Source organism: Streptomyces sp. NPDC048185, assembly GCF_043202495.1.
Classification (GTDB): domain Bacteria; phylum Actinomycetota; class Actinomycetes; order Streptomycetales; family Streptomycetaceae; genus Streptomyces.
In genome coordinates this window covers 318,888-344,373 of sequence record NZ_JBIDAN010000008.1, presented here as the reverse complement: position 1 = coordinate 344,373, position 25,486 = coordinate 318,888, and the positions used below count along the sequence as shown (strand labels likewise).

Annotated in this window: 24 protein-coding genes; 11 read left to right on the top strand and 13 right to left on the bottom strand. The window is 74.1% G+C overall.

Translation table 11 applies throughout. The annotated features are described in order from the left end of the window. Positions 1-3: 3 nt before the first annotated feature. Positions 4-1,128 carry a PLP-dependent cysteine synthase family protein gene (locus ACGF3H_RS24745; protein WP_362500626.1) on the bottom strand — a complete coding sequence of 375 codons (1,125 nt, stop codon included), beginning with the start codon at positions 1,126-1,128 and terminating at the stop codon, positions 4-6. A 345-nt stretch (positions 1,129-1,473) separates the two neighbouring features. Between ACGF3H_RS24745 and ACGF3H_RS24740 the strand changes: the two genes are divergently transcribed. Next, on the top strand, positions 1,474-1,797 hold the full coding sequence (locus ACGF3H_RS24740; protein ID WP_362500624.1) for a hypothetical protein: 324 nt from the start codon (positions 1,474-1,476) through the stop codon (positions 1,795-1,797). 184 nt (positions 1,798-1,981) lie between these two features. Further along, on the top strand, positions 1,982-2,512 hold the full coding sequence (locus ACGF3H_RS24735; RefSeq protein ID WP_393585574.1) for an ATP-binding protein: 531 nt from the start codon (positions 1,982-1,984) through the stop codon (positions 2,510-2,512). Between the two features lie 249 nt (positions 2,513-2,761). Here ACGF3H_RS24735 and ACGF3H_RS24730 read toward each other — a convergent pair whose 3' ends face one another. Genes ACGF3H_RS24730 through ACGF3H_RS24720 form a run of 3 tightly spaced genes read right to left on the bottom strand, consistent with a single transcriptional unit; the run spans position 2,762 to position 6,350 of the window. Beyond that, on the bottom strand, positions 2,762-5,323 hold the full coding sequence (locus tag ACGF3H_RS24730; RefSeq protein ID WP_362487244.1) for an ABC transporter permease: 2,562 nt from the start codon (positions 5,321-5,323) through the stop codon (positions 2,762-2,764). Then, the gene (locus ACGF3H_RS24725; RefSeq protein WP_362487246.1) at positions 5,320-6,069 is read right to left on the bottom strand and encodes an ABC transporter ATP-binding protein; all 750 of its coding nucleotides are present in this window, start codon (positions 6,067-6,069) and stop codon (positions 5,320-5,322) included. Before ACGF3H_RS24725 ends, ACGF3H_RS24730 begins: the two co-directional genes overlap by 4 nt. After that, on the bottom strand, positions 6,066-6,350 hold the full coding sequence (locus ACGF3H_RS24720) for an SHOCT domain-containing protein (protein ID WP_362487851.1): 285 nt from the start codon (positions 6,348-6,350) through the stop codon (positions 6,066-6,068). Before ACGF3H_RS24720 ends, ACGF3H_RS24725 begins: the two co-directional genes overlap by 4 nt. A 305-nt stretch (positions 6,351-6,655) precedes the next feature. On the opposite strand from ACGF3H_RS24720, the gene ACGF3H_RS24715 reads away from it, so the two are divergent. Beyond that, positions 6,656-7,903: a glycosyltransferase gene (locus ACGF3H_RS24715; RefSeq protein ID WP_362487248.1), complete on the top strand. Its 1,248-nt coding sequence runs from the start codon at positions 6,656-6,658 to the stop codon at positions 7,901-7,903. 42 nt (positions 7,904-7,945) lie between these two features. Then, entirely contained in the window at positions 7,946-8,341 is a 396-nt protein-coding gene (locus ACGF3H_RS24710) for a VOC family protein (protein ID WP_362487250.1), read from the top strand. Positions 8,342-8,381: 40 nt separating this feature from the next. Here ACGF3H_RS24710 and ACGF3H_RS24705 read toward each other — a convergent pair whose 3' ends face one another. Both ACGF3H_RS24705 and ACGF3H_RS24700 read right to left on the bottom strand, forming a co-directional pair. Next, positions 8,382-9,620, bottom strand: a complete 1,239-nt coding sequence (locus ACGF3H_RS24705; RefSeq protein ID WP_362487252.1) for an ROK family protein — start codon at positions 9,618-9,620, stop codon at positions 8,382-8,384. Between the two features lie 35 nt (positions 9,621-9,655). Beyond that, positions 9,656-10,330, bottom strand: coding sequence for an alpha-ketoglutarate-dependent dioxygenase AlkB (locus ACGF3H_RS24700; RefSeq protein WP_362487254.1), 675 nt, complete (start codon positions 10,328-10,330; stop codon positions 9,656-9,658). A gap of 98 nt (positions 10,331-10,428) precedes the next feature. On the opposite strand from ACGF3H_RS24700, the gene ACGF3H_RS24695 reads away from it, so the two are divergent. Further along, positions 10,429-11,562 carry a methyltransferase gene (locus ACGF3H_RS24695; protein ID WP_362487853.1) on the top strand — a complete coding sequence of 378 codons (1,134 nt, stop codon included), beginning with the start codon at positions 10,429-10,431 and terminating at the stop codon, positions 11,560-11,562. On the opposite strand, the gene ACGF3H_RS24690 is transcribed toward ACGF3H_RS24695, so the two are convergent. Both ACGF3H_RS24690 and ACGF3H_RS24685 read right to left on the bottom strand, forming a co-directional pair. Continuing rightward, on the bottom strand, positions 11,552-12,412 hold the full coding sequence (locus ACGF3H_RS24690) for a ketose-bisphosphate aldolase (RefSeq protein ID WP_362487256.1): 861 nt from the start codon (positions 12,410-12,412) through the stop codon (positions 11,552-11,554). The two genes, ACGF3H_RS24695 and ACGF3H_RS24690, sit on opposite strands and share 11 nt — an antisense overlap. 47 nt (positions 12,413-12,459) lie before the next feature. Then, on the bottom strand, positions 12,460-13,341 hold the full coding sequence (locus tag ACGF3H_RS24685) for an SIS domain-containing protein (protein ID WP_362487258.1): 882 nt from the start codon (positions 13,339-13,341) through the stop codon (positions 12,460-12,462). 148 nt (positions 13,342-13,489) lie between these two features. Here ACGF3H_RS24685 and ACGF3H_RS24680 point away from each other — a divergent pair, with 148 nt between their 5' ends. Then, entirely contained in the window at positions 13,490-14,269 is a 780-nt protein-coding gene (locus ACGF3H_RS24680) for a DeoR/GlpR family DNA-binding transcription regulator (RefSeq protein WP_362487855.1), read from the top strand. 8 nt (positions 14,270-14,277) lie between these two features. Here ACGF3H_RS24680 and ACGF3H_RS24675 read toward each other — a convergent pair whose 3' ends face one another. Then, the gene (locus ACGF3H_RS24675) at positions 14,278-15,255 is read right to left on the bottom strand and encodes a hypothetical protein (protein ID WP_362487260.1); all 978 of its coding nucleotides are present in this window, start codon (positions 15,253-15,255) and stop codon (positions 14,278-14,280) included. Between the two features lie 226 nt (positions 15,256-15,481). Between ACGF3H_RS24675 and ACGF3H_RS24670 the strand changes: the two genes are divergently transcribed. Next, positions 15,482-17,743, top strand: coding sequence for a heavy metal translocating P-type ATPase (locus ACGF3H_RS24670; protein ID WP_362487261.1), 2,262 nt, complete (start codon positions 15,482-15,484; stop codon positions 17,741-17,743). Between the two features lie 264 nt (positions 17,744-18,007). After that, the gene (locus ACGF3H_RS24665; RefSeq protein ID WP_362487263.1) at positions 18,008-18,682 is read left to right on the top strand and encodes a phosphatase PAP2 family protein; all 675 of its coding nucleotides are present in this window, start codon (positions 18,008-18,010) and stop codon (positions 18,680-18,682) included. Here the strand turns inward: ACGF3H_RS24665 and ACGF3H_RS24660 are convergent. From ACGF3H_RS24660 to ACGF3H_RS24645, 4 genes are all read right to left on the bottom strand, one after another. After that, positions 18,664-19,296, bottom strand: coding sequence for an SRPBCC family protein (locus ACGF3H_RS24660; RefSeq protein ID WP_362487264.1), 633 nt, complete (start codon positions 19,294-19,296; stop codon positions 18,664-18,666). The two genes, ACGF3H_RS24665 and ACGF3H_RS24660, sit on opposite strands and share 19 nt — an antisense overlap. A gap of 184 nt (positions 19,297-19,480) precedes the next feature. Further along, positions 19,481-19,933: a phospholipase gene (locus ACGF3H_RS24655; protein WP_362487266.1), complete on the bottom strand. Its 453-nt coding sequence runs from the start codon at positions 19,931-19,933 to the stop codon at positions 19,481-19,483. A gap of 152 nt (positions 19,934-20,085) precedes the next feature. After that, entirely contained in the window at positions 20,086-21,015 is a 930-nt protein-coding gene (locus tag ACGF3H_RS24650) for a PmoA family protein (protein ID WP_362487268.1), read from the bottom strand. Continuing rightward, complete coding sequence (locus ACGF3H_RS24645; protein WP_362487270.1) at positions 21,012-22,127, bottom strand: Gfo/Idh/MocA family oxidoreductase; 1,116 nt, start codon at positions 22,125-22,127, stop codon at positions 21,012-21,014. The genes ACGF3H_RS24650 and ACGF3H_RS24645 overlap by 4 nt, the downstream gene beginning before the upstream one ends. 265 nt (positions 22,128-22,392) lie before the next feature. Between ACGF3H_RS24645 and ACGF3H_RS24640 the strand changes: the two genes are divergently transcribed. The 3 genes from ACGF3H_RS24640 to ACGF3H_RS24630 all read left to right on the top strand — a co-directional run bounded on the left by ACGF3H_RS24640 (position 22,393) and on the right by ACGF3H_RS24630 (position 25,486). Then, complete coding sequence (locus ACGF3H_RS24640; protein ID WP_362487272.1) at positions 22,393-22,986, top strand: DNA starvation/stationary phase protection protein; 594 nt, start codon at positions 22,393-22,395, stop codon at positions 22,984-22,986. A gap of 133 nt (positions 22,987-23,119) precedes the next feature. Further along, the gene (locus ACGF3H_RS24635) at positions 23,120-24,190 is read left to right on the top strand and encodes an ABC transporter permease (RefSeq protein WP_362487274.1); all 1,071 of its coding nucleotides are present in this window, start codon (positions 23,120-23,122) and stop codon (positions 24,188-24,190) included. 93 nt (positions 24,191-24,283) lie between these two features. Further along, positions 24,284-25,486 carry a cysteine desulfurase-like protein gene (locus ACGF3H_RS24630; RefSeq protein ID WP_362487276.1) on the top strand — a complete coding sequence of 401 codons (1,203 nt, stop codon included), beginning with the start codon at positions 24,284-24,286 and terminating at the stop codon, positions 25,484-25,486.

Genomic DNA, 25,486 nt, shown 5'->3' with positions numbered 1-25,486 from the left:
CGGTCACTCCGGCCAGGTGCCGGTGTGCAGCAGGGACTCGATCGCCGCGGCGTACGGACTGATGTCCAGGCCCTGTTCGGCGAGCCACGCGTCCGAGTAGTACTTGTCGAGGTACCGGTCGCCCGGGTCGCACAGCAGCGTCACCACGCTGCCGTGGCGTCCCTCGGCCACCATCTCGGCGACGATCTTCAGCGCGCTCCACAGCCCGGTGCCCGTCGACCCGCCGGCCTTGCGGCCGATGGCCCGCTCCAGGGCCCGTACGGCGGCGACGCTCGCGGCGTCGGGCACCTTCATCATGCGGTCGATCGCCCCGGGCACGAAGCTCGGTTCCATGCGGGGCCGGCCGATGCCCTCGATGCGGGAGCCGCAGTCGCAGGTGACGTCCGGGTCGCCGGTGGTCCAGCCGTCGAAGAAGCAGGAGTTCTCCGGATCGGCGACGCAGACGCGGGTGTCGTACTGCATGTAGTGCACATAGCGGGCGAGGGTCGCCGAGGTGCCTCCGGTGCCGGCCGTCGCGACGATCCACGCCGGCTCGGGGAACCGCTCGCGCCGCAGCTGACGGAAGATCGACTCGGCGATGTTGTTGTTGCCGCGCCAGTCGGTGGCCCGTTCCGCGTAGGTGAACTGGTCCATGTAGTGGCCGCCGGTCTCGGCCGCGAGGCGGGCGGACTCCTCGTACATCCTGCGGGAGTCGTCCACGAAGTGGCACTGCCCGCCCTGGAACTCGATCAGGCGGATCTTCTCGGCACTGGTCGTGCGCGGCATGACCGCGATGAAGGGCACGCCGATCAGCGAGGCGAAGTACGCCTCGGAGACGGCCGTCGAGCCGCTGGACGCCTCGATCACGGGCCGGCCCGGCCTGATCCAGCCGTTGCACAGGCCGTAGAGGAAGAGCGAGCGGGCGAGCCGGTGCTTGAGGCTGCCGGTGGGGTGGGTCGACTCGTCCTTCAGGTAGAGGTCGATGCCCCACCGCTCCGGCAGCGGGAACAGGAGGAGGTGGGTGTCGGCCGACCGGTTGGCGTCGGCCTGGACCTTGCGCACGGCTTCTTTCAGCCAGGCGCGGTAGTCGGCGTCGCTGTGGTCGACGTCGAGGGTGGCGCCGGTCCGGGACTGCTGGGGGGTGCTCACGACGGGGCTCCTTACGCTGCGCTCCGACGGCGCCTCGCGCGGCCGGTGCACACCGATCATAAGCACCTTCCACACGCTTCTCACCTGCATAAACACACCTTTGAGGGCCCCAAAGACAGGCTGGGGCAAGGGGTGCTCCCGGGTGGGGGCGCATTCGCGCGAGTGCTCCGGGCGACCCCGGAAAGGAACGGCGCGCACTGGTGCTCGGCGCCCGGGTGCGGGCAGACTGCACCCGGCGGGACCGGGGTCCCGTCACGGGCGCACACTGGAGGACGACACGAGCCGGTACCGGGCCCCTCACGGTGCCATGGTCCGGCAGACCGACGCGCGCGAGGGGGCGACGGCATGGCGGAGCCGGAGTTCACGGCCACGGGGGTGCGGATCGGCAAGCGGCTGCGTTCGCTCACCCGGGCCGGGCAGGTCCGGATCAGCGGCGGCAGGCTGGAGTTGCTCACCAGCTACGGCAGCGAGATAGACAGCGCGCCGGTGCAGGCCGTGCGCGCCTCCCGGCCCTGGTTCGCCCCGGAGGGCCGGGCGCTCGCCGACCTGGACGGCAAGCGGTACCTGCTGACCCTCGGCGACCGCGACCCCGCTCCCGGTGAGCCGGGCCCGCCCGCCGCGGGCCGTTTCATCGAGGCCGTGCGCAGGGCGGCGGGGCGCAACGGCTGAGATGTGCGTGACTTGCGGTGCCTCACCCCTTGCGTCACTCTGGTCTCACGTCACTCTGGGTTTACCGGCGATAACGCTGCGAACCAGCCCGCCGGCCATGACAGCAGGCGGCGATGTGCCGCGTGCGCCCTGCTGGATCCGAACTCCGTGTTCTTCCGGACCTCTTTGTCGGGGAGTCGCAGCCGTGATCAGTCACCCAAGCAGACACTGCACGGTGGAGCTCCAAGCCCTGCCGTCGCGGATCGGCCAGGTCCGCAGAATCGTATCTGCGCAATTGCGCTACTGGCATATGGACTCCCTGATCGACCGGGCGGCGCTCGGCGTGACGGAGCTGCTGACCAACGTCCACCTGCATGCCGCGCCCGACAAGACGTGCACCGTGGAGATAGAACTGCTCCTGGACCGGCTCACGGTCTCGGTGCGCGACCACGATCCGCGACTGCCGGTGGTGGACGACGCCGAGCCCCTCGCCACCTGCGGGCGAGGGCTCGCGATGGTGGCCGCGATGAGCGAGAGCTGGGGCGCCCGGCCGGACGGCGAGTCCGGCAAGGTCGTCTGGTTCTCGCTCCCCACGGCCGCCGTGGCCCCCGTCGCCGCGCGTCCGCCGCGCCGCCTCATGGACGAGGTGCCCGTCGCCGCGTTCGCCGAGGCCGAGCACGCCGTCGAACTGGGCGGACCGCAACCCGCTCCCGCCCGGTCGGCCGTTGTCGGCTGACCGGGCGGTGACCCTTCGCTGCCGGGGGCCGTGCGGCGCCGTCCCGGCAGGCGTCCGGTACACGGGCCCGCACGGCCAGACGTCGGCCAACGCCTTTGCTCGCAACGGCTCCTGATCATGGGTCAGGTTCCGTGCGGCCGGTGCGGTCCCGTGGTGCGGGCGCAACCCGGCTCGTACGTGCGGGCGGCGGCGGTCTCGGCGCGGCGCCGGGCGGGACATCACCCGCCCGGCGCGCGCCGCGGTGCGGAGCTACTCCGTGGCGATGGCCCGCAGCACGTCCAGGCGGGCCGCACGACGGGCCGGGCGCAGTCCGGCCAGGGCACCGGCCGCGAGACCGACCAGGGCCACCACGGCGAGCTGCACGGGCGGCACGGCGAAGGCGAACGCGCTGTCCGAGGCACCGTCGGAGGCCTCCACGAGCACCCAGCCGAGGAAGGCGCCGAGGACGAGGCCGCCGACCGTGCCGAAGGCGGCGACCAGGACCGACTCCCAGCGGACCATGGCCCGCAGCTGGGCGCGGGTCTGCCCGACGGCGCGGAGCAGGCCGAGCTCGCGGGTGCGCTCGTGGACCGCCAGCGTCAGTGTGTTCGCGATGCCGAGCAGCGCGATGAGGACCGCGAGGGCGAGCAGCGCGTAGACGAGGGTGAGCATCATGTCGATGCCACCGGCGGAGGACTGCGCGTACTCCTCCCGGGTCTGCACCTCCGGGTTGCCGTAGCGGTCGGCGACCTTATCGACCGCCGCCCTGCCCGCGTCCGTGCTCACGCCGTCCGCGAAGGAGACGGCGACCAGGGTGTCGGAGTCCTGGGTGCGGTGCGGCGCCCAGGCGGCGCGGGTGATGACGTAGTCACCGGCGAGTTCGGACTGCCCGTAGACCGCGCGGACGGTGAAGTTCTCGCTCCGGCCGTCGGTGAAGGTGAGCCGTGCCGTGTCACCGGTGGCCAGGCCCTGCTCGTCCGCCTCGCTCTCGGTGACGGCGATGCCGTCGGAGCCGAGGGTGGCGAGCGAGCCGCGGACCGTGCCGAGGTCGAAGGTGCGCTCCAGTGCGACGGGGTCGGTGACGGTCAACGCCCGTCCCTCGCCGTCGACTTCCGCCACTCCCCGGCCGAGCCCGACGGCGGTGTCCACCTCGGGCAGCCGCTGCACCTCACCGGCCAGCTTCGGGCTGAGGCCGCTGCCGCCCGCGCCGAACGACGGTGCGCTGACGGCGACGTCGCCCGCGAAGGACCGTGACACGGTCTGGTCCATGGTCGCCTTGAGCGAGGCGCCGAACACCGTGAACAGCGACACGACGGCCACGCCGATCATCAGCGCCCCCGCGGTGGCCGCCGTGCGCTTGGGGCTGCGCAGGGCGTTGCGCCGGGCGAGGGCGCCGGTGACACCGCGCATCCGGTCGAGCGGGGCGCCGAGGACGCGGACGGCGGTGGAGGAGGCGACCGGGCCGAGGACCACGAACGCGGCGAGGGCCAGGACGGCGCCGGCTCCTGCGAGCCAGACGGACGGGGAGAGCAGGACGCCGCTCAGCGTCACCGCGAGGGCGAGCGCGATCAGCACCGCTCCGGTGACCGCTCGTGTCCGGGAGGCGCCCGAGGTGTCGACGGCGGTCTCGCGCAGCGCGGCCAGGGGCGCGGTGCGGCCGGCCCGGGCGGCCGGCAGGAGGGCCGAGCCGAGGCAGACGACGACGCCGACGGCGAGCGGGAGCAGCATCGACAGGACGCTGATCACGAGGGCGCCGTCGGGGAACGGGAAGCCGATCGCCGGGAACAGTGCCTGCAGTCCGGCCGCGATGCCGATGCCGCCGGCGAGTCCGGCCGCGGACGCGGTCACGGCGACGACGGCCGCCTCGGCGAGGGTGGCGGTGGTGACCTGGCGCCGGGAGGCTCCGAGGGCGCGCAACAGCGCGTTCTCACGGGTGCGCTGGGCGACGACGATGGCGAAGGTGTTGTGGATGGAGAAGGTCGCGACCAGCAGGGCGATCCCGGAGAAGACGAGCAGGAAGGTCGTGAAGACGGTCAGGAACTGGCTGGAGATCATGTCGGTGTTCTCCTGGGCGGCCTCCTGCCCGGTGATGGCCTCGACGCCCTTCGGCAGGACGGGAGCCAGCCGGTCGACCAGCTCCTGCTGCCCGACCCCGGGACCGGCCCGCACCTGGATGCTCGCGGCCTCGCCCGGCCGCGCCGTGAGGTACTTCTCCGCGTCGGCGCGGGTCATTCCGGTGAAGGTCACCTGGGCCATGCCGTCCTCGCCGCCGAAGGTCGCCAGGCCGACGACGGTGACCGGGACGGGGTCGGGGGTGCGCAGGACGGTCGTGTCGCCGATCTCCAGGCCGCCCTTCTCGGCGGCGCCCCGGTTGACGACGACCTCGCCGGACGCCCGCGGTGCACGGCCCTCGGCCAGACGGTACGGGTTGAGCTCGGGGTCGGTGATCCAGTTGCCGGCGAGGGTGGGCGGGCCCTGGCCGCCGACCGGGTCGCCGTTCGCGCCGACGAGCTGGCCGGCGCCCTGGATGCTGGGCGCGGCGGCGGCGACGCCGGGCACCTTCTCGACCCTCCGCACCAGGTCGGTGCCGACCGGCTGCCGTACGCCCTGGCTCTCGCCGGGGGTGGTGATGGCGTCGGCGCTGCGCACGACGGCGTCCGTGCCGCTGGTGGCGTTGCCGAACAGGGTGTCGAAGCTGGCGCGGAGCGTGTCCCCCATGACCAGGGTGCCGGTGAGGAAGGCGACCCCGAGGAAGACGGCGAGGAACGTTCCGGCGAAGCGCCGTTTGTGGGCCCTGAGGGAGGAGACGCTCAGGCGGACGGAGGTGTTCATGACGGCACCTCGAAGGCTTTCATCCGGTCCAGGACCGTGTCGGCGGTCGGGGACTCCATGCGGTCCACGAGCCGTCCGTCGGCGAGGAAGACGACCTGGTCCGCGTGCGCGGCGGCGACGGGATCGTGGGTGACCATGACGACGGTGCGGCCCGTCTGCCGCACGGTGCGGCCGAGGAGGCCCAGCACCTCGCCGCCGGAGCGGGAGTCGAGGTTGCCGGTGGGCTCGTCGGCAAAGACCACGTCCGGCCGTCCGGCGAAGGCGCGGGCCACGGCGACGCGCTGCTGCTGGCCGCCGGAGAGTTCGGCGGGCCGGTGGTGGAGGCGGTCGCGCAGTCCGACGACGTCGATCAGCGCGTCGACCCACTCGGCGTCGCCGCGCCGCCCGGCGAGGTCGAGGGGCAGGGTGATGTTCTCGGCGACGGTGAGCGTCGGGACCAGGTTGAACGCCTGGAAGACGAAGCCGACGCGGTCGCGGCGCAGCAGGGTCAGCCGGCGGTCGTCGAGGGTGCTGAGGTCGGTGTCGCCGATGTGGGCGGCGCCCGAGGTGAGGGTGTCGAGGCCGGCGGCGCAGTGCATCAGCGTCGACTTGCCCGAGCCCGACGGCCCCATGATGGCGGTGAAGCGGCCGGCCTCGAAGTCGACGCTGACCCCGTCCAGGGCGCGTACGGCGGTGTCGCCACCGCCGTACACCTTCACGGCGTCGACGACCCGGGCGGCGGCCCGGGTGACGGTCGTCGTGGTCATGCCGCACCCCTCTTGCCGGTCCGGCCGAACTGCTCGTCGAGCACGGACAGCCGGCGCCAGTACTCGTCCTCGTCGATCTCGCCGGAGGCGAAGCGGTGGCCGAGTACGGCGATGGGCGAGTCGTCCTCGACGGCCGGCGGGCGCCAGGGGCCGCGGCGTCCGCGCCACACCGTGCGGCGCAGCAGGGTGATGCCGCCGCCGATGACCAGTGCCCAGATCAGCGGGAAGAGAAGGATCCACGGGCCGGGCCCGCCGTCGGCGAAGTGTGCCAGGGTCTGCATGTCGTCCAGCTCCTCGGTGGCGATGTCCTGTGTCGCTTCCGAGCGTCGCCCCGTCGGGGGGTCCGGGTCGTCGTACGGCCGGCGGCAGTGCGCGTACCGCGCGGGGAGCAGGACGGCGGGCCGCGCCTGCTCCCCGCGTCCTCGTCCCGGCCGGTGGGGGCCGGTCGACATCCCCCTCTTCCGGTACGCGGCCGGGACGGGTGGACCTGTCCGCGCCGGGGCGGGGCCGTCAGTGGGGAGGACCCGGGCGTTCGTGTCGACGCGGCGCCACCGAGGAAGCACCTCGCGTGGACATACTCCGTTGCATGCGCGTTCTGATCGTCACGGTGGGCACCTGGGGAGACGTCGCTCCGTTCCTCGGGCTGGGGCTGCGGCTGAGGGAGGCCGGTCACGAGGTGACCCTGGCCACCCATCTGCGGTTCGCCGGAGCCGTGACGGCGCACGGGCTCCACCACCACCCGCTCGCGGCCGATCCCCGGCACGAGCTGCAGTCCCCCGCCGGCAGCCGGCTGGCACGCGCCGCGACCGCACCGGTGAAGCTGGGCCGCGCACTGCGGTACTTCCAGTCGTTTCTGCCCCGCCTGACGGACGGTGTGCTGGAAGCGGTGCGGCAGGGTACGGACGTCCTGCTCGCCTCGGCCCTCGCCGACCCCCTGTGCCGGCCCGTCGCGGAGGCCATGCGAGTGCCCTGCCTGGGCGCCTACCTGCAGCCGACGGCACCCACCGGGGCGTTCGCGCCGCTCGCGCTGGGCGGCTGCCGCTCGCTCGGGGCGCGGGGCAACCTGCTGGCCTCGCACGCCCTGCGCTCGCTCACCAGCCATGCGTTCGCGCCGGCCGTGGCCGGGCTGCGCCGGCAACTGGACCTGCCGCCGCGCCGCCGGGGCGTGACCGGCCGTGCCCCGCGCAGCGACGTCATCTACCACGGTTTCAGTCCCGTGGTGGTGCCGCGACCACGGGACTGGCCCGCGGAACTGCGCGTCTGCGGCTACTGGTGGCCACCGAGTCCGAGCGGCTGGCGTCCCGACAGCCGGATCGCCGACTTCCTGGACGCGGGCCCCGCGCCGGTCCTCATCGGTTTCGGCAGCCTCGCGGGCACCGACGCGAAGGGGCTGAGCGCCCTGGTCGCCGAGGCTCTGCGGATGGCGGGGCTGCGCGGCATCGTGCAGTCGGGCTGGAGCGGGCTGCACGTCGAGGGCGAGGACATCCTCACCGTCTCCGAGGTGCCGCACGACTGGCTCCTGCCCCGCACCGCCGCCGTGGTCCACCACGCGGGCGCCGGCACCACCGCGGCCGGGCTCAGGGCGGGCGTGCCGGCCGTACCGCTGCCCGGTCAGCTCGACCAGTACTTCTGGGCCTCCCGGCTCGTCGCGTTGGGCAGCGCGCCCACCTGCCTCTCGCACCGGCGGCTGACCGCGCCCGTCCTCGCCGACGCGCTGCGCCGCGCCGTCGGCGACCCGTCGTACCGGGCCCGTACGGGCCGCATCGCCGACCGTCTCGCCGGCGAGGACGGAGCGGCTCCCGTGCTGACCGCGCTGACCCGTCTCGGCCGGTGACCCGGAGGGCGGCGCCGTCGGGAAGAGCCGTAGGCTCGGCCCATGTTGAGACTCGGGTTCCCTGTCATCGGTGTCACGGACGTGCCGCGCGCGGTGGCGTTCTGGACGTCAGCCCTCGGCCTGGTCGCCAGTGAGGAGCGGGCGAGCGAGACCTGGCGGACGCTCGAGCACGCCGACGGCGGCCGGGCCCTTGCCGTGATGCGCAGCGACTCCCCGGTCGAACCGTGTCCCCGTCTGCACCTGGACCTGTTCACGGACTCGGCGCAGGAGCAGCAGGCCGAGGTGCGTCGGCTGATCGGGCTCGGCGCCGAGGCCGTCGACTGGGACCGCTACCCGTCCGACCCCGACTTCGTCGTCCTCGCCGATCCGGACGGCAACCGGTTCTGCGTGGTCGACCTCGGCCACATCCCGGGCGGCGGCGACCGGCCCACCCCCTGAGGCGGCCCCTGCCCCGCCGGACCCGGGCCCCGGCCGGTGCCTAGGCCAGCGCCCCCAGCGGGTCGTCCAGCACCGGCTGCCACGCCAACTCGGCCGCGCCGACCAGGCTGTTGTGGTCCAGGGTGCAGGGCAGGATCGGCACGCTGCCGCTCTGCCCCCACAGGCTGCGGTCGGCGACGACGGCACGCAGCCGCTCCGGGTCGGCGTCCAGGAGGGTGCGGTGCAGTCCGCCGAGGATGATCCGGTCCGGGTTGAGGATGTTCACCAGGCCGGCCAGGCCCTGGCCGAGGCGGTCGATGAGGGCCTCGGTGGCGGTGCGGACGGCCGGGTCCTCGTACCGGCCGCGGATCAGGTCGTTGGACTGCTGGAGCAGGGACACCTCTGGGCCGGGCTCGCGTCCGGCCGCGGTGAGGAAGGCGAGCGGGTCGGTCTCCACGTCCAGGCAGCCGCGGCTGCCGCAGTGGCAGGGGCGGCCCTCGGGATGGACGGTGAGGTGGCCGACCTCCAGGGCGAGACCCGAACTGCCGCTGTGCAGGCGGCCGTCGAGGACCAGCGCGCCACCGACGCCCCGGTGGCCGGTGGCGACGCAGAGCAGGTCGCGGGCGCCGCGTCCGGCGCCGTGCCGGTGTTCGGCGAGGGCGGCGAGGTTGACGTCGTTCGCCGCGAAGGCGGGTCCGTCGATGCCGGCGGCGCGCACCTGCTCGGCGAAGATCCGCCGAACCGGGGCGCCGGCCGGCCAGGCCAGGTGGAGCGGGTTCAGGGCCAGGCCCTCCGGCTCCGCGACGGCGGACGGCACGGCGAGTCCCGCCCCGACGCAGCGCCGCCCGGTCTGCCGCAGCAGGTCGGCGCCCGCCTCGACGACGGAACCGAGCACCTTCGCCGGATCGGCGTCGACGACCTCGCAGCCGGGCGCGGTGGCGACGAGCCGGCCGCCGAGGCCCACCAGGGCGGCGCGGAACCCGTCCGCGTGGACCTGGGCGGCGAGGGCGACGGGACCCTCCTCGGCGACCGCGAGCCGGTGCGAGGGACGGCCCTGCGAACCGGCCGCCGCGCCGGGCCGGGCGTCGACCCGGATCAGGCCGAGTGCCTCCAGTTCGGCGGCGACCGCTCCGGCCGTGGCCCGGGTCACGCCGAGTTCGGCGGTGAGGACGGCCCGGGTGGGGGCACGTCCGGTGTGCACGAGCTCCAACGCGGGTCCGAGCGCGCCGCGCCCCCGGTCCAGCCGCGTCCTCGAGGTGGTCCCTTCCCCCGCCGGCCGGGGGTCCGCCTTGCCGCTCATGAGGGGGAGTCTCCCATGATCCGCCGGCCGCGCACCTACGGGCAGCCAGCCCGGGGTGCCTGAAGGCCGCTGACCCGCAGGGTGATGTTCAGCCGCCCGGTGAGCCCCAACTCGGGCGGCGCGGTGCCCGGGTGCACCCGGGGCACCCCGTGGTACGCGAGCCGGGAGGGGCCGCCGAACACGAACAGGTCGCCGCTGCGCAGCTCGACGTCGGTCCAGGGGCGGGTGCGGGCGTCGGAATTGCCGAAGCGGAAGACGCAGGTGTCGCCGAGGCTCAGGGAGACCACGGGCGCGTCCGCCCGCTCGTCGGCGTCGCGGTGCATGCCCATGAGGGCGTCGCCGTCGTAGAAGTTGATCAGCGCGATGTCGTAGTCCGCCGCCGCTGCCGCCTCCGGGCCCAGCGCGTCGGTCACCGCTCGGCGTCCGAGGTCGCCGAGCCAGGCCGGGAAGGGCTTCACCGGGGCGCCGTCGCCGTCGACGACGGTGCGGGCGTAGGCGTACGGGTACCAGTGCAGGCCGAGGCACACCTGCCGGGCGGTCATCGTGCCGCCGCCGGGGGTGCGGACGGTGCGCAGCCCGGCGGGAGGGCGGGCCCACTCCCGGCAGGCCCGCAGCAGCGCGCGCTGCCGGCCGGCGTCCAGCCAGTCCGGCAGGTGCACGGCGCCCGGGGCGACCTCGGTCCGGTCCCTCGGGAACAGCTCGGCGTCCATGGCTCCATCCTCCCCGACCGCCCCGCCCGGCCGCCCGATCCGGCCCCGAGCTGCGGCTCCGCTAGCCTGGACGCACGATGAACGACCGCAGCGACCGTATGACGACTCCGTGGGGCGAGCACGCACTGGCCCGCTTCCCCGAGGATCCACGCGACCGGCTGCGCGCCTGGGACGCCTCCGACGAGTACCTGCTCCGGCATCTCGCGGACCGGGAGGTCCCGCTGTCCGGCACGGTCGTGGTGGTCGGCGACCGGTGGGGGGCGCTGGTGACGGCGCTGGCGGCGCACCGGCCGGTGCAGATCACCGACTCCCACCTCGCCCAGGAGGCGACCCGCGCCAACCTGGCGCGCAACGGCGTGGCGCCCGGCTCGGTGCGGCTGCTCACCACGCAGGACCCGCCCCCCGGGCGGATCGACGTGCTGCTGGTCCGGGTGCCGAAGAGCCTGGCGCTGCTGGAGGACCAGCTGCTGCGGCTGGCGCCCGCCGTCCACGAGGGCACGGTCGTCGTCGGCACCGGCATGGTCAAGGAGATCCACACCTCGACGCTCGCGCTGTTCGAGCGGATCGTCGGCCCGACCCGCACCTCGCTCGCCGAGAAGAAGGCACGGCTGGTCTTCAGCACGCCCGACCCCGCGGCGGCACGGCCCGCCAGCCCGTGGCCGCTCAGCTACCCGCTCCCCGACGGCATCGGCGTGCTCTCCGGCCGGACGGTCGTCAACCACGCCGGGGTCTTCTGCGCGGACCGGCTCGACATCGGCACCCGGTTCTTCCTCCAGCACCTGCCGGACGGCCGGGGTGCCCGGCGGGTCGTGGACCTGGGCTGCGGCAACGGCGTGGTCGGCACGGCCGTGGCGCTGGCCGATCCCGGTGCCGAGGTGCTGTTCACCGACGAGTCGTTCCAGGCCGTGGCCTCGGCCGAGGCCACGTACAAGGCGAACGGGGCGCCGGGGCATGCCGAGTTCCGGGTCGGCGACGGACTGGCCGGGGTGCCGGACGGCAGTGTGGACCTGGTGCTCAACAATCCGCCGTTCCACTCCCATCAGGCCACGACCGACGCCACCGCGTGGCGGATGTTCACCGGGGCGAAGCGCGTGCTGCGCCCCGGCGGTGAGCTGTGGGTGGTCGGCAACCGGCACCTCGGCTACCACGTGAAGCTGCGCCGGCTGTTCGGCAACAGCCGGCTGGTGGCCGGCGACCGCAAGTTCGTGGTGCTGAAGGCCGTCAAGCGGTAGTGCCGGTGACCAGGCGGGTGAGCGCCGCCACGGTCCGTACCATGGCCTCCCTTCCCACGGTGAGGTAGCGGCGTGAGTCGACGGCGTCCGGGTGGGCGGCGAGGTACTCCCTGATGGCGCCCGTCATGGCGATGTTGAGCGCGGTGCCGACGTTGACCTTGGCGATGCCGCCCGCGACCGCCGCGGCGAGTTCGCCGTCCGGGACGCCGGAGGAGCCGTGCAGCACCAGCGGCACGTCCAGTCTTCCGGACAGCTCCTTGAGCAGGTCGTGGTCGAGGGCGGCGGTGCGGGTGGTCATGGCGTGGCTGCTGCCGACGGCGACGGCCAGCGCGTCCACCGCGGAGTCGGTGACGAAGGCACGGGCCTCGGCGGGGTCGGTGCGGGCGCCGGGTGCGTGCGCGTCGAGCGGCGCCTCGCCGTTCTTGCCGCCCACTTCCCCCAACTCGGCCTCGATCCACAGTCCTTGGGCGTGGGCCCAGTCGGCGGCGGCCCGCGTCGCGGCCAGGTTCTCCGTGTAGGGCAGCCGGGAGGCGTCGTACATCACGGAGCTGAATCCGGCGTCCGGGGCCTGGCGCAGCAGGCCGTCGCTCTGGACGTGGTCGAGGTGGAGGGCGACGGGCACGGCGGCGGCCTCGGCCGCGGCGACGGCGGCACGGGCCAGCGGCAGCAGACGGCCGTAGCGGAACTTCACCGCGTTCTCGCTGACCTGGAGCACGACGGGCGCCCGGACGGACTCGGCGCCGGCGACGACGGCCTCGATGTGCTCCAGGGTGATGACGTTGAACGCGGCGACGGCGGAGCGCGCGGCGGCGGCCCGGCCGATCAGGTCGCCGGTGGTGGCGAGGGGCACGGAGTCTCCTTCCCCGGACCGTCCCGGTCTCGGGTGTCGGGCGGGCGTCAGGGGGCGAGGATCACCGAGCGGGTGAGGTGGCGGGGGCGGTCCGGGTCGAGGCCGCGGGAGGCGGCGACGGCGACGGCGAGCCGCTGGGCGCGGACCAGTTCGGCGAGCGGGTCGAGGCCTGCGGCCACCCACAGCGCGCCGGTGTCCCGGACCTGCTCGGCCAGTCCGTCCGGGGCCTCGCCGAACATCCAGGTCGCCGTGCCCGAGGTGCTGATGCTGATCGGGCCGTGCCGGTACTCCATCGCCGGGTACGCCTCGGTCCAGGACAGGGAGGCCTCGCGCATCTTCAGCCCGGCCTCGTTGGCGAGTCCCACCGTCCAGCCGCGGCCGAGGAAGGTGAACTGGGTGCAGTCGACGAGCCCTTCGGGCAGCCCGGCGGCGAGTGCGGTGCGGGCGTCGGCGACCGCGGCCTCGGTGTGCAGGCCGAGGTGGGCGCGGAGCAGGGTCAGGGCGGTGGTCGCGAACCGGGTCTGCACGACGGACCGCTCGTCGGCGTACGCGAGGACGACGACGTCGTCGGCGGCGGCCATGACCGGCGTGTCCGGGTCCGCGGTGAGCGCGACGGTGCGCGTACGGCCCTTCAACGCACCGAGCAGGTCGAGCACTTCGGTGGTGGTGCCGGAGCGGGTGAGGGCCACGACACGGTCGTAGGCGCGGCCCGAGGGGAACTCGGAGGCGGCGAAGGCGTCCGTCTCCCCCAGGCCCGCTTCCTCGCGCAGCGCGGCCGCCGACTGCGCCATGAAGTACGAGGTGCCGCAGCCGACGACGGCCACTCGCTCCCCCGTCGCCGGCAGCGCCGCCGCGTGCCCGGCCGCCTCCGCGGCGGCGCGTGTCCAGCACTCGGGCTGGCTGTTGAGCTCGTCCTCGACGTACGTCATGCCGCACACTCCCGGTCGGTCCTTGAGCGGACCTGGCTCGCTTGATTGTTTCTGCAAGGTACAGCGAACTTTCGAGCACTATCAAGCAAATCGGCGCAGGAGGTCCGTGCGTTAGGGTCGTCCGGTGGATCGAGGAACGGAGGCGCGGATGTCGCGCGACGCCCGCTGGAAGGCGCTGCTGGAGCTCCTCGTCGAGCGCGGCCGCCTGGACGTCGAGGAGGCGGCGACCGAACTCGAGGTGTCGGCCGCGACGATCCGCCGCGACTTCGACCGGCTGGCGGAGCAGCAGATGCTGGTGCGCACGCGCGGGGGCGCGGTCGTGCACGGGGTGTCGTACGAGCTGCCGCTGCGCTACAAGACCGCCCGTCGGGCCTCGGAGAAGCAGCGCGTCGCGCAGGCCGTCGCGGCGCTGGTCGCGCCGGGCGAGGCGGTGGGCCTGACCGGGGGCACGACCACCACCGAGGTGGCGCGCGCCCTGGCGGTGCGTGCCGACCTGGCCTCCGGCACGCCGGCGCTGACGGTGGTCACGAACGCGCTGAACATCGCCAACGAGCTCGCGGTCCGGCCGCAGTTCAAGATCGTGGTGACCGGCGGGGTGGCCCGGGCCCAGTCGTACGAGCTGATCGGGCCGCTGGCGGACGGGGTGCTCGGCCAGGTCACGCTCGACATGGCGGTGCTGGGCGTCGTGGCCTTCGACGTCGCACACGGTGCCGCGGCGCACGACGAGGCGGAGGCCGCGATCAACCGGCTGCTGTGCGAGCGCGCCGAGCGCGTGGTGGTGGCCGCCGACTCCAGCAAGCTGGGCCGGCGGGCGTTCGCGCGGATCTGCGCCGCCGAGTCGGTGGACACGCTGGTCACGGACGGCGCGGCCGACCCGGAGACCGTCCGGCGGTTCGAGGAGGCGGGGGTCCGGGTCGTCCTGGCGTAGGCGGTCCGTCAGTGGGTGTGGCCGTCGGCGTGCTCCGGCGTGGCGGCGGGTGCCGTCTCCCGTGCGGCGGGCGCCGATCCGGCCCGCACGGTGAACGCCGCGGTATGGACCTGGCCCTCGTGCCGGAAGTCCAGGAAGAGGCGGTAGGTCCCGGTGCTGGGCGCGGTGGCCGTGAAGGAGACCTCCGGGCCGGGCTTCGTGGTGCCGTCGCCGGGTTCGCCGTTCGGGTGGACGTGCAGGTAGGCGAGGTCCCCGGAGCGCAGGGCCACGAGGTGGCCGTAGGCGCCGAGGTAGGGCTGGAGGTCGGTGACGGGTGCGCCGTCGCGGGAGACCCTCAGCTTCAGCTCGCCCGCCCTGCCGGGGGTCAGGGACCCGGTGAGGTCGACCCGGTAACCGTCGGTCCGCGCCGTGTTGCCGGGTGCCGGCGGGTTCGCGGGCCGGTGGCTGCCGCCCGCCGCGAGGTCCGCGCCGAGGGTGAGGTTCTCGGCGCCCTTGCCGGCCGGGGTGAAGTCGGCGAAGACCCGGTAGCCGCCCGCGCGGGGCAGGTCGACGGGGGTGCTCCAGGTGCCGTCGGCGGAGCGGGTGGGGTGCAGGTGGCGGTAGGTGGCCAGGTCGCGTGAGGCGACGATGAGGTGCAGCTCCTTCTCGTGCTCGCTCCGGTACGCGGTGACGGCCCGGCCGTCGCCGTCGCGGACGGTGAAGCGCAGTTCGGTGCGCCGACCGGCGGTGACGCGCGGGGTGGCGAGGTCGAGCGTGTAGCCGTTCTCGGAGATCTGCAGACCACCGGCCGGTTCGCTCCCATGACCCGTGTGGCCGCCCCGGCCCGGGTCCGCCGACGGCTCGGCATGCTCGTCGTGGGCGGCCGGCGGGGCCTCCGCGACCACCGGGTCGACGACCCTGCCCACGCCGTACGCCGTGCCGAAGGTCGCGGCGAGTGCGGCGGTGAACGCGGTGATCCTCAGTCCGGTGTTCGTTCCCGTACGCATGGCGGTCGTCTCCTCCGTAGCCGGGCGCCCGGCTCCTGCGGACGCCGCTTCCTGCACCTCAGCATACCCCTGGGGGGTACTTGGTCAAGCGCTGGAGGGAGTTGCTTCCTGTACCCCTGGGGGGTATACATGAGTCCCGCGACAGGGCCATACCCCCACCCCGTACCGAGGCCGGGGAGCCCGGTCCCCCGGGTCGCGGCCCAAGACCCCGCATACAGGAGCCGTCATGACCACCAGTACGACCAGTGCGCAGGCCGAGGTCGAACTCGCCATCGGCGGGATGACCTGTGCCTCGTGCGCCGCCCGGATCGAGAAGAAGCTGAACCGGATGGAAGGGGTCACCGCGACCGTCAACTACGCGACGGAGAAGGCGAAGGTCCACTACAGCGATGACGTGTCCGTCCCGGAGCTGATCGCCACGGTCGAGGCGACCGGTTACACGGCCCGCGGGCCCGAGCCGGTACGGACCGAGCCCGGACCGGGCACGGCGGGCTCCGAGGAGGCGGACGAACTGCGGCCACTGCGGCAGCGGCTGGTGACCGCGGTCGTGCTGGCCGTTCCGGTCGTCGCGACGGCGATGGTGCCGGCGCTGCAGTTCGAGTACTGGCAGTGGCTGTCGCTGACCCTGGCGGCGCCCGTGGTCACCTACGCCGCCTGGCCGTTCCACCGGGCCGCGTTCACCAACGCCCGGCACGGCGCGGCCACCATGGACACACTGATCTCGGTCGGCACCTCGGCCGCGTTCCTGTGGTCGCTGTGGGCGCTGTTCCTCGGTACCGCGGGCACACCGGGCATGACGCACCCCTTCGAGCTGACCATCGCCCGCGGTGACGGTTCCGGGAACATCTACCTGGAGGCCGCCGCCGGGGTGACGGCGTTCGTCCTGGCCGGCCGCTACTTCGAGGCCCGCTCCAGGCGCAAGGCCGGCGCCGCCCTGAAGGCGCTGCTGGAGCTGGGCGCGAAGGAGGTCACCGTGATCAGGGAAGGCCGCGAGGAGCGGCTCCCGGTCGCGGACCTGAAGGCCGGTGACCGCTTCCTGGTGCGTCCCGGCGAGAAGATCGCCACCGACGGCACGATCGTGGAGGGCGCCTCGGCCGTGGACGCGTCGATGCTCACCGGCGAGTCGGTGCCGGTCGAGGTCGGCGTGGGCGACGGCGTCACCGGGGCCACCCTGAACGCGGGGGGCCGGCTGGTGGTCGAGGCCACGCGGGTCGGCGCCGACACGCAGCTGGCACGGATGGCGAGGCTGGTCGAGGACGCGCAGAACGGCAAGGCGGCCGCCCAGCGGCTCGCCGACCGCGTCTCCGGGGTCTTCGTCCCGGTCGTCATCGCCCTGGCGCTGGCCACGCTCGGCTTCTGGATCGGCAACGGCGCCGGACCGACCGCCGCGTTCACCGCCGCCGTCGCCGTCCTGATCATCGCCTGCCCCTGCGCGCTGGGCCTGGCCACGCCGACCGCGCTGATGGTCGGCACCGGGCGCGGCGCCCAGCTCGGCATCCTCATCAAGGGACCCGAGGTCCTGGAGTCCACCCGCAAGGTCGACACCATCGTCCTGGACAAGACCGGCACCGTCACCACCGGCCGCATGACCCTGCTCGCCGTGCACACCGCCGCCGGCACCGAGGAGTCCGAGGTGCTGAGGCTGGCGGGCGCGCTGGAGCACTCCTCCGAGCACCCGATCGCCCGCGCCGTCGCCGACGGCGCCCTGGCGAAGCTGGGCACGCTGCCGGCGCCCGAGGACTTCGCAGGCGTCGCCGGACTCGGCGTGCAGGGCGTCGTCGACGGCCACGCTGTCCTCGTCGGCCGCGAACAGCTGCTCGCCGAGTGGGCCATGAGCCTTCCGGCGGACCTGGCCCGTGCCAAGGCCGGGGCGGAGACGGCCGGCCGCACCGCGATCGCCGTGGCCTGGGACGGCGAGGCCAGGGCGGTCCTCGAGGTCGCCGACGCGGTCAGGGACACCAGTGCCGAGGCCGTCACCCGGCTGCGGGCGCTGGGCCTCACCCCGATCCTGCTGACCGGCGACAACAAGGCCGTCGCCGCCTCCGTCGCCCGGGAGGTCGGCATCGACGCGGAGCACGTCGTCGCGGAGGTCATGCCGCAGGACAAGGTCGACGTCGTCAAGCGCCTGCAGGGCGAGGGGCGTTCGGTCGCGATGGTCGGCGACGGGGTCAACGACGCCGCCGCGCTCGCCCAGGCCGACCTGGGCCTGGCCATGGGCACCGGGACGGACGCCGCCATCGAGGCCGGCGATCTGACCCTCGTCCGGGGCGACCTGCGCGCCGCCGCCGACGCCGTCCGGCTGGCCCGCAGGACGCTGGGCACCATCCGGTCCAACCTCTTCTGGGCCTTCGCCTACAACGTCGCCGCGCTCCCGCTCGCCGCCGCCGGGCTCCTGAACCCGATGCTCGCCGGTGCGGCCATGGCCTTCTCCTCGGTCTTCGTCGTCGGCAACAGCTTGCGACTGCGCGGTTTCGAGGCCGCGAACTGACACGCTCACGGAACGGGGTGAGGGCGGGCCGCGGGGCCCGCCCTCACCCCGTTCCCGGGCGCGCAGGGAGACTCACCCGCGGGCCGTGCGCACTCGCCCGGACGGGTGCCGCCGGAGCGCCGCGGGACCGGACACGGAGGAGGCTGGTCCGGCAGACAGGTCCCGCCCCCGGGACCCGCGGACGGCCGCACCGACCGTACGTGACGGCACGGCCCTCCCTCCGGCCGTGCCCGGAGCGGCCGGCGCCTCACGGAGCAGGAGCCCATGACCGAACCGACCGACGCCGACGGTGACACGAGCGGCCCGCTCGCACCGCACGCGGAGCCGGCACGTCCCCGCCGCCGTGCCCTCGACGCCGTGCTTAGCGATCTGCGTGCCGTGGACGGTGCGCTGTACGCGGCGGTGGCCGCCACGCACACGCCCACGCTGGACCGGTCCCTGCGGCGGCTGTCCCACGCCGCCGACCATGCGAAAATCTCGCTCGGCATCGCCGCCGTCCTCGCCCTGGGCGGTGCGCGGGCCCGCGGCGCCGCGCTCGTCGGGGTCGGGGCGGTGGCCGTGACCTCCGCGGCCGCGAACCTGCTCGGCAAGCGTCTGGTGCGCAGGCCCCGGCCCGACCGCGAGGCGGCCCGCGTGAGCGTCGACCGGCACGTGCCCATGCCGGCGTCGGCGTCGTTCCCGTCCGGTCACACGGCCTCGGCGGTCGCGTTCGCCACCGCGGTCGGCGTGGTCCTGCCGGCGGCCGCCGCGCCCCTGGGCGCGCTGGCGACGGCCGTCGGGTACTCCCGTGTCCACACCGGCGTGCACTATCCGGGCGACGTGGTGGCCGGCGCCGTCCTGGGCGTCGCCGGGGCGGCCGCCGCGCTGGCGGTGGCCGCGGCCGTTTCCGTGCCCGGTCTGCGGACGGTCCGCTCGGTGGCTCAGCCCTCTCCCGTGTAGAAGGCGGCGGTCCGGTCCGCCTTCGCGCGCGCCGACGCGGGATCGGTGCCGCTCGCCACGTCGGCCCCGTACCAGGCCTCGCCGCTGGCGAGCACGAACTCCCGGCCCGCGTCCGAGGCTGACCAGGCCGCCACCTCCTGGGGGTCCACCGGGGTGCCGCCGCTCGACAGGTACATGGTGAGGCCGACGAGCATCAGGTCCCAGCCGATGCCGACCGCGCCGGGACCGAATGCGGCCCACCGCTCGTCGTCGGCATGGGCGAGGTACTCCAGCTCGAAGCGGGTGCCGCCCTCGATGGGCGTCAGCCGCAGCTCGATCCAGCTGACCTCCTCGCCGTACTCCCAGGTGGCGGCGAAGCTCCTGGGCGGCTCACAGCTCTCGATCGTGCCGCCCGCGTTGCCCTCCAGCTGGTAGTGCCCGCCGAGCCGCAGATCGCCGGAGACCGGGAGGAACCACTGCGGGATGCGGCGGGGGTCGGTGCAGGCGTTCCACAGGTCGTCGAGCGGGGTGCCGTAGGTCCGGGCCACCGTGAGGACGCGTGCCTCACCCGCCTTGAAGGCGCGCGTGCCGACCTGCCGGCGTACGGAGTCGATCTGGTGCGTCACGTCGATCACGGGTGAACTCCTCCTGAACGGACTCGCCGACCGGCCCCGAGGCCGTCTCCGTCGTCGGCGAGCGGTTCGGGACACCGGCGGCGCACGGGGGCTGCGCGCGGTGAAGGCACGCATGCGCACAGACTGTCAGCTGGTACGCGCGCGAGCACCGGCTGATGGTCTGCCCGTGTTCGGAACGCGCCCGTCAGCCGAACGCCTTCACCGCCTGGTAGTACGTCCAGGCCGTGCTGGTGCAGGCGGTCTTCGTGGCCCCGCCGTACCGGGCGCAGACACGCTTGAGGTCCTCGTAGAAGGCGCTGTCGAGACGGGACTTGTTCGCGCTGAAGGAGCCCGCGGCCTTGTAGTTGCGGTAGCCGAAGTCGTGCCGTGCGCAGGAGGTGCTGAAGGGGAAGCCGAACGGGTTGTCGGGCGAGGTCGAGCAGTAGTCGGTGGTCCAGTCGAAGCCGTACGCGGCCCAGGCGGACTGGTTCGCCCGTGCGGCGGTCCAGGCGTTGTAGCTCGACGCGCTGGTCTGGGTCCAGCCCGCGAGCACCTGCGGTTTGTCGGCGGGGGCGGCGTCGGCGGTCGCGGCGGTGGCGACGACGGTGGTAACGGCCAGGGCCGAGGCGGCGAGTCCGGTGGCGAGTCTGCGGTGCATTCCACACCTCCACGAGGCTGCGGCCCGCCACTCGGACCGCAGGTTCATGTCAAGATGATGCGCATCTCGGCCACCCCTTCACACCTCCGCCGCCCCAACGGGTCGTTAACTCTTGGACCGTGACGGGCCGCGGCGCCCGCGAGGGGCGGCGTTCACCACGGCAGGTCCTCCAGGTAGGCGCCGACCCGGTCGCCGTCCCACGCCCCGTCGGCGATCACCAGACGGTAGCGGTAGGCGAAGGACTCGCCGGGCGGCAGCTCGAATTCCTCGAAGAACGCCCAGGAGAACGCGACCGTCGGCACCGGCGTGGCCCGCACGAACCAGTGCGAGGGGTGGATCGCGCTCCGCTCGTCCAGGTTCTCCGGCGCGTGCGCGAAGACGAGCGTGGAGTGGCCGTCGCTCCCGTCGCGCTCGGCGGTGAACGCGAGCCAGGGGCCCTGGGTGCCCATCAGCTTCTCGGCGCCCGCACCGGCCCCCGGGGCGAAGACGGTGCCGGCGGTGAAGTCGCGGGGCCCGCGCCACTGGAGGCCGGTGTAGCCGGCCATGTCCCGGCCCGCGGTGGTCGGCGAGCCGAAGACCAGCGGCTCGGCGCGGATGTTGGTGAGGCGGATGGACCAGTCCAGGGACCAGGCGCCGGCGTCCTCGTCGACCGAGTGGACGGCGAGCCCGCGTTCCTCCCGCGCCCACTCGGCACCGCCGTTCGCCACCCAGGTGAGGTGTTCGGTGACGTCGAGCCGGTCGTCGCCGGCGGTGAGGTCCGGGAAGCCGTCGTGCCGCATGGAGCCGACGCGCTCGGGCAGGGGCCGGTAGCCCTCGCCGTGGACGTAGGAGTTGCCTCCCCAGAAGTTCTGGCCGGACAGGTGACTGGCCGTCATCTGCACGCCCTTGTGCCAGCGGTGGTCGTTCGGCCGGTACCCGGTGACCGTGTGCCCGGCCAGGGTGCGTACGGGATGGGCGTAGGGCTTGCGGGACTCGAAGGCCTCCGGGTCGGGACGGTAGACGTAGCGGAGGATCTCGGTGCCGTTCGATGCCGTGACGGCGATGTGGTCGCCGTGGGTGTGGCTGACGCTCAGGGTGCTCACGCGCGCCCCCGGGGAGCCCAGTCGGGGTGGCCGCCGTGCATGGCCGCGTGGAAGGGATCGCCGGGCGCGATCTCGCCCCGGAGCACCGGCCGCCCGGTGAACGCCGCCTTGTACAGGGCGGCGGCGAACTCCAGCGTGCCCCGGGCCTCCGCGCCGCTGCCGGGCGGCCGGGTGCCCGCGTCCCAGGCGTCCAGCACGGCGCCGAGCTGCGCCGTGTGGGAGCTGGGGACGTCCGCCGGCGGCGTGCGCCAGGCGGCGGCGCGTGCGGGGTCGACGTGCCGGGCCGGGGTGTAGGTCCAGTCGTCGTTGCGGTGCCCGTACAGGTGGGTCAGCTCCACGGTGGCGTCGGCGCAGTCCACGCGGACGCGGCTCACCTCGTCCGGCGAGAGCACGCTGTTGACGACCGTGGCGAGGGCGCCGTTCGCGAACCGCACCAGGGCCGTGGACACGTCCTCGCTCTCGGTGTCGTGGACCAGGCGTGAGGCCATCGCCCGGATCTCCCGCCAGGGACCGAGCAGGTGCAGCAGCAGGTCGTACTGGTGGATGCCGTGGCCCATCGTCGGGCCGCCGCCCTCGGTGGCCCAGCGCCCGCGCCAGGGCACCGCGTAGTAGGCGGCGTCGCGGTGCCAGGTGGTCTGGCAGTGCGCGACCAGCGGTGCGCCGAGCTCGCCGCGCGCGATCAGCTCCCGGGCGTGCGCGGCACCCGAACCGTACCGGTGCTGGAAGACCACCGAGGCGTACGCCCCGGACGCCTCCTCGGCCGCCGCGATGTCGTCGTACTCGGCGAGCGAGAGGCACAGCGGCTTCTCGCACAGCACCCAGGCACCGGCCTTGAGCGCGGCCACCGCCTGCTCCCGGTGCAGGGACGGCGGCGTGCCGATGAGCACCAGGTCGGGACGTACGGCGTCCAGCATCGCGCCCGTCGAGGTGTAGCCGGCGACGTGACCCCCCGCGCTCCGCCGGAAGGCGTCCAGCCGGGACGGGTCCACGTCGACGGCGGCGACCAGTTCCACGCGGTCGGCGTGGGCCGCGAGCGCGGGCAGGTGGCTGCCGGTGACGATGGCACCGGTACCGACCACGGCGACGCGGCGGCGGGCGGGGCGTGGGGACATGCGGTCCTCCTCGGACGGCGACGGGCGGCCCGCGCTCCGGGGCCGCCGGTGTGCCCACCCCGGCCTTTAGAAAGCGCTTGCACTCCGGCAGACCCTAGATCGCGGAGGAGGGACGGGACAAGCCCCCGCACGAGCCCGGACGGACGACCGGCACGGGTCACAGCGTTTGCGGGACCGGCACGCGGCTGGTCGACTGTCGCAGGGGCGAGCCGGTCGCACCGCGCCGGTACGGACCCTTCAGCTTCCCTCCGGAAGGAGTTCAGGCGTGAGCACCCCGAAGCCGTCGGCACCGGAGCCCAGATCCGACGGCAGCCAGCCCTGGCTGCACCAGAGGGGCCGGACCATCCAGGAGTTCGGCACCGTCAAGCAGTTCCCCGTGGCGCTGTCCATGGAGACCCGCCTCTACTCGTGCCAGCGGCTCAACAAGGTCCTGGCGGACACCCGCATCCTGCACGACCTGTACAAGAAGTACCACTGGCTCATGCGCGGGGCGACGTTCTACCAACTGCACCTGCTGCTGGACAAGCACGCCGGGGAGCAGCTGGAGCTGATCGACACCGTCGCGGAACGCGTCCAGACGCTCGGCGGCGTTGCGGTCGGCGACCCCCGCCACGTCGCGGAGATCACCACGGTGCCGCGTCCGCCGGACGGCGTGGAGGAGGTGCCGGCGATGCTCTCGCGGCTCCTGGAGGCCCACGAGCTGATCCTCACCGACTGCCACGACGCCGCGGCCCGCACCCAGGAGCTCGGGGACGACGGCACGAACGACCTCCTGGTCTCCGAGGTCGTGCGGACCAACGAACTGCAGGCCTGGTTCGTGGCGGAGCACCTGGTCGACACACCGCTCGTGCACGTCTGACCGGACGCGACATCCCGGCCCCGTGCGACCGCCGTCCGGGGCCGGCGCCTTCGCCCGTGGTCGCCGCACGCTCCCCGCGCCCGGACGAAGCGCCCTTGATGCCCTTTCACCCCTGCCGTGAAAGTGTCCTGTTATGGCCCACATGTCCCCCGATTCCCACGGCGCCGACGCCCGGCATCCGACGCCCGGCCAGAGGTGGTCCGCGTTCCGGCAGTCGCCGTTCTGGCCGGCCACCGTGCTGGTGCTCATCCTGGCGGCGGCGGCCGGACTCTTCGCGGGCTCGTACACCTACTCCATGGCGGACCCGACGCCGCACTCGCTGCCCACGGCCGTGGTCGGCGCGTACGAACAGGGGCGCGGCAAGGCCTTCCTGGACGGCCTGGAGGAGGCGCTGAACGCCTCCGTGAGGGTGCACCCCTACGACAGCACCGCCGAGGCGCGCGAGGCCGTCGAGGAGCAGGAGGTCTTCGCGATCTTCGAGCTGCACGACGACGGGCGGACCGCCGTGCTCGACCTGTCCAGCGCGTCGGGCGCCTCGGTCGCCGAGGTCCTCCAGCAGACGGCTCCGGCGGTGGGGAAGAAGACCGGGGTCGTGGTCACCGTCCGGGACATCAATCCGCTCCAGGAGGGCGACCCGCGCGGACTGGCCATCTTCTACATCTCCCTGGCCGCCGTGATCATCGGCTTCGTCGGGGCGATCCAGCTCAGCGTGCACGCGCGGTCCCTGACCCCGCTCGAACGCATCCTCTTCACGACCGCCTACGCGCTGCTCGGCGGGTTCGCCATCGCCGCGACCGTGGACTGGCTGCTCGGCGCTCTCCACCTGCCGTTCGCGCAGTCGTGGATGATCCTCGCGCTCACCCTGTTCACCAGCGGCATGGTGTTCACCATGTTCAACACCCTGTTCGGGCGCTGGGCGATGCTGCCGACCTGGGGGCTCATGGTGCTGCTCGGCAACCCCTCGTCCGGCGGTGCGGTGTCCTGGCCGCTGCTGCCGTCCCCGCTGGGCGAGATCGGCCGCTGGCTGCCGCCGGGCGGATCGGTCAACGCCCAGCACACGGCGGTGTACTTCCAGGGGCGCCAGCACGTGTTCCCGTACCTGGTGCTGGGCGGGTGGGCGCTGCTGTCCTGCGCGGTGTTCTGGACCTGGCGGCACCGCCACCCCGGCGGGCGCGAGAAGCCTCCGGCGGACGCCGAGCCCTGACCCGGCCGCCCGGCCCCGCCCCCGCGGTCTGTTCCGGTCGCCGCCCCGCTGCGATCATGATGCGGGAGTCCCCCGCCACCGGTTGGAGTGCACATGGCCCTCGACATCGACGCGATCCGCGCGCAGATACCCGCCCTCGAGTCCGGCACGGCCCGCTTCGACGCGCCCGGCGGCACCCAGACCCCGCGGCCCGTCATCGACGCCGTCGCCGGGGCCCTGGCCGCTCCGCTGGCCAACCGGGGCCGGACCACCGAGGGCGAGCGCAACGCGGACCGCATCGTCACCGGGGCCCGCGCCGCACTGGGCGACCTGCTCGACACCGATCCGCGGGGCGTCGTCTTCGGCCGCAGCGCCACGCAGCTCGCGTACGACCTGTCCCGGACGCTGGCCAGGACATGGGCACCGGGTGACGAGGTGGTCGTCACCCGCCTCGATCACGACTCCAACATCCGGCCCTGGACGCAGGCGGCCGAGGCGGCCGGCGCGACCGTGCGGTGGGCCGACTTCGACCCGGCCACCGGGGAGCTGCTCCCCGAGCACATCGAGGCGGTGCTCACCCCGCGCACCCGGCTGGTCGCGGTCACGGCGGCGTCCAACCTCATCGGCACCATGCCCGACCTGCCGGCCGTGGCCCGCCTGGTGCACGGCGTGGGGGCGCTGCTCCACGTCGACGCGGTGCACTACGCCTCGCACGCCGCCGTCGACCTGACCGCACTCGGCGCGGACACGCTGGTGTGCTCCCCGTACAAGTTCCTCGGCCCGCACCTCGGCGTGCTGGCGGCCCGGCCCGAGTTCCTCCGGACCCTGCGGCCGGACAAGCTGCTGCCCTCCAGCGACACCGTCCCGGAACGGTTCGAGCTGGGCACGCTGCCCTACGAGCTGCTGGCCGGCGCCACCGCCGCGGTGGACTTCCTCGCGGACCTGTCGCCGGGGGCCCACGGCACCCGGCGGGAACGGCTGACCGCGTCCTTCGCCGCGCTGGAGGCCCACGAGGACGCCCTGCGCGACCGCATCGAACGCGGGCTGGCCGAGCTCGACGGGGTCACGGTGTACTCGCGGGCCGCACGGCGCACGCCGACCCTGCTGTTCACCGTGGCGGGGCTGCGCCCGGCCGAGGTCTACCGCCTGCTGGCCGAGCGGGGGATCGACGCCCCCGCCGGCTCCTTCTACGCGGTGGAGGCCTCCCGTCACCTGGGCCTGGGCGAGGAGGGCGGCGTCCGGGTCGGGCTCGCGCCGTACAGCAGCACGGACGACGTGGACCGGCTGCTGACGGCCCTGGACGGCCTGCCCCGCTGA

What these genes read in the sequence shown, in the direction of transcription:
- ACGF3H_RS24740 (WP_362500624.1), top strand. Translation starts at nt 1,474, where the DNA reads ATGGCGGAGCCGGAGTTCACGGCCACGGGGGTGCGGATCGGCAAGCGG.
- ACGF3H_RS24730 (WP_362487244.1), bottom strand. Translation starts at nt 5,323, where the DNA reads ATGAACACCTCCGTCCGCCTGAGCGTCTCCTCCCTCAGGGCCCACAAA.
- ACGF3H_RS24725 (WP_362487246.1), bottom strand. Translation starts at nt 6,069, where the DNA reads ATGACCACGACGACCGTCACCCGGGCCGCCGCCCGGGTCGTCGACGCC.
- ACGF3H_RS24720 (WP_362487851.1), bottom strand. Translation starts at nt 6,350, where the DNA reads ATGCAGACCCTGGCACACTTCGCCGACGGCGGGCCCGGCCCGTGGATC.
- ACGF3H_RS24715 (WP_362487248.1), top strand. Translation starts at nt 6,656, where the DNA reads ATGCGCGTTCTGATCGTCACGGTGGGCACCTGGGGAGACGTCGCTCCG.
- ACGF3H_RS24710 (WP_362487250.1), top strand. Translation starts at nt 7,946, where the DNA reads ATGTTGAGACTCGGGTTCCCTGTCATCGGTGTCACGGACGTGCCGCGC.
- ACGF3H_RS24705 (WP_362487252.1), bottom strand. Translation starts at nt 9,620, where the DNA reads ATGAGCGGCAAGGCGGACCCCCGGCCGGCGGGGGAAGGGACCACCTCG.
- ACGF3H_RS24700 (WP_362487254.1), bottom strand. Translation starts at nt 10,330, where the DNA reads ATGGACGCCGAGCTGTTCCCGAGGGACCGGACCGAGGTCGCCCCGGGC.
- ACGF3H_RS24695 (WP_362487853.1), top strand. Translation starts at nt 10,429, where the DNA reads ATGACGACTCCGTGGGGCGAGCACGCACTGGCCCGCTTCCCCGAGGAT.
- ACGF3H_RS24685 (WP_362487258.1), bottom strand. Translation starts at nt 13,341, where the DNA reads ATGACGTACGTCGAGGACGAGCTCAACAGCCAGCCCGAGTGCTGGACA.
- ACGF3H_RS24680 (WP_362487855.1), top strand. Translation starts at nt 13,490, where the DNA reads ATGTCGCGCGACGCCCGCTGGAAGGCGCTGCTGGAGCTCCTCGTCGAG.
- ACGF3H_RS24675 (WP_362487260.1), bottom strand. Translation starts at nt 15,255, where the DNA reads ATGCGTACGGGAACGAACACCGGACTGAGGATCACCGCGTTCACCGCC.
- ACGF3H_RS24670 (WP_362487261.1), top strand. Translation starts at nt 15,482, where the DNA reads ATGACCACCAGTACGACCAGTGCGCAGGCCGAGGTCGAACTCGCCATC.
- ACGF3H_RS24665 (WP_362487263.1), top strand. Translation starts at nt 18,008, where the DNA reads ATGACCGAACCGACCGACGCCGACGGTGACACGAGCGGCCCGCTCGCA.
- ACGF3H_RS24655 (WP_362487266.1), bottom strand. Translation starts at nt 19,933, where the DNA reads ATGCACCGCAGACTCGCCACCGGACTCGCCGCCTCGGCCCTGGCCGTT.
- ACGF3H_RS24645 (WP_362487270.1), bottom strand. Translation starts at nt 22,127, where the DNA reads ATGTCCCCACGCCCCGCCCGCCGCCGCGTCGCCGTGGTCGGTACCGGT.
- ACGF3H_RS24635 (WP_362487274.1), top strand. Translation starts at nt 23,120, where the DNA reads ATGGCCCACATGTCCCCCGATTCCCACGGCGCCGACGCCCGGCATCCG.
- ACGF3H_RS24630 (WP_362487276.1), top strand. Translation starts at nt 24,284, where the DNA reads ATGGCCCTCGACATCGACGCGATCCGCGCGCAGATACCCGCCCTCGAG.